The sequence below is a fragment of the Acinetobacter sp. YT-02 genome (genome assembly GCF_002412355.1).
GTDB lineage: Bacteria > Pseudomonadota > Gammaproteobacteria > Pseudomonadales > Moraxellaceae > Acinetobacter > Acinetobacter towneri.
The window spans coordinates 1-2,207 of the sequence record NZ_NOZT01000095.1; the positions used below are offsets into that span (position 1 = coordinate 1).

Annotated in this window: 2 pseudogenes; one reads left to right on the forward strand and one right to left on the reverse strand. The window is 41.7% G+C overall.

Features of this window, described 5'->3' with window-relative positions:
* Nucleotides 1–72 precede the first annotated feature (72 nt).
* Nucleotides 73–2,004, forward strand: a pseudogene (locus CF596_RS14395) (DEAD/DEAH box helicase family protein); the annotation flags it as partial.
* A gap of 83 nt (nt 2,005–2,087) precedes the next feature.
* Here the strand turns inward: CF596_RS14395 and CF596_RS14680 are convergent.
* A pseudogene (locus tag CF596_RS14680) lies at nt 2,088–2,207 on the reverse strand (XRE family transcriptional regulator); the annotation flags it as partial.

Below are 2,207 nucleotides of genomic sequence, written 5' to 3' on the forward strand. Positions count from 1 at the left end.
AGTATTCGTCGTTAGAAAACAATTATTGTGACATTATTTCAATGAGTTATCTATTTTTGTCGTGTACAGAGAGACACAACAAAGAATACAAGCACATTGGTTGCTCAATTAGGTCAAACCCATGACAAACTCATTGTCACTACCCTACAAAAGCTCAATATTGCAATCAGCTCTGACCGCTATGCAGATCAAATTGGCTATCTCAAAGACAAGAAAGTCGTAATCATTTTTGACGAATGTCATCGCAGTCAATTCGGTGATACTCATAGAAATATCAAGCGTTTCTTCAACCAAGCACAAATGTTTGGCTTCACTGGTACGCCAATCTTTGAGAAAAATAGCCAACTCAAGATAGACTCCAAAGCAGTAACCACCAATGCCCTCTTCGATGAATGCTTGCATAAGTATGTGATTACAGATGCCATCCGTGATGGTAATGTCCTACCTTTTCAAATCGCCTACTTGGGTAAATACACCAGTAACGGCATAGAGAATAGTGACAGCTATGAAGAAGATGTAGAAGGTATCGACACCAAAGAGTTGTTCGACAACCCTGCTCGCCTAGAAATGATCACGCGCTACATCGTTGACAATCACCACATCAAAACCAAGAACAGAACCTTCACCGCCATGTTCTGTGTCAGTTCCGTTGAAGTACTCACCCAGTACTACGAATTGTTCAAGAAAGTACAGCAAGAGAAGCAACAACAAGCAGAGGAAAAGGGCGAGTTCTACAACCCATTGACCATTGCCACTATTTTCTCCTTTGCAGCCAATGAAGAACGTACCGTAGACGATCAAACTGGACTCATCGAGGAGGAATCTGCTGAACTTCCAACCAAGATCAGTCAATCAAATAGAGATAAGCTGGATCAGTACATTGCGGAGTACAATGCTAAGTTTGGACAAAACTTCAACTCAGGAGAAGAGTTCTACCCCTACTACCGTGATATTGCCAATCGTGTACGCAAAAAAGAAATCGACATCTTGTTGGTCGTGAATATGTTCCTGACAGGCTTCGACTCAAAGCCACTCAACACCCTATATGTAGACAAGAACCTCAAATATCATGGCTTGATCCAAGCCTTTTCACGTACCAACCGTATCCTCAATGCAGATAAGCCATTTGGGAATATTGTGTGCTTCCGTAATCTCAAGCAAGCGACAGACCAAGCCCTCACGCTCTTCTCAAATCGTGCAGAGGCAGAAAAGATTGTCCTCATTCCAAGTTTTGAGAGCATCAAAGCAAAATACAATGCAGCGGTCGCACATTTGCTCAGTATTGCCCCTGATCCTGATCAAGTCCCGAATACCCTACACACTGAAGAACAGCAGCTAGAATACGTCAAAGCCTTCCGTGAGGTCATGCGTATCAATGCCCAACTGGAAAACTTCGTAGAGTACGATCAAGATGATACATCGCTCAACAAAGCAGAATTTCAGAGTCATACATCGCAATACAAGTATCTGTACAACAATGTACGTATCATGCAGCCTAAAGACAAAGTATCGGTACTCAACGATGTCAACTTCCAACTGGAGCTCATCCACAGAGATACTGTGAATGTGGGCTACATCCTCAACTTGCTGCAATCAGTCGTCAACAACAAAGATCCTGAGAAGAAGAAGCAATATCGTGCACAGGTGCAAGACATCATCTCCACCAATCACAACCTGTACGACAAACAAGAACTCATCCAAAAATTCCTCGATGAAAACATTCCACGCATGGCCAATGGTCAAAGCGTAGAAGAAGTATTCTCAGCATTCTGGGATGTGGAAAAAGAAAAGGCATTGGATGAGCTATGTCAGCAAGAAGCACTCAAACCAGAAGTATTCAAAGCGGTCCTAGGACAGTACGAATACACCAAACGATTGCCAAACCGTGAAGATGTCAAAGACCTGCCAATCAATCGTCCGAAAATATCAGAACGTAAAACCCTCATGAACACACTGGTACTCAAGACTCGAAATTTTATTGAAAAGTTCTATCGAGGCTTATAAGTCCCTGAAACAAAAAAATGCCTGAATTTCAGGCATTTTTTACGTCATCACTAACAGCTTAAAACAATCAAAAAACGAGAGTTTTATTCTTGTGAATACGACTTAACTTTTTCAAAAATTGGAAAGAAGTCTAATCCCTCATCTTTCATCGTAGAAATCAACGCAACGATTACAGCAATATGTGTAGGAACCACACCTTGTTT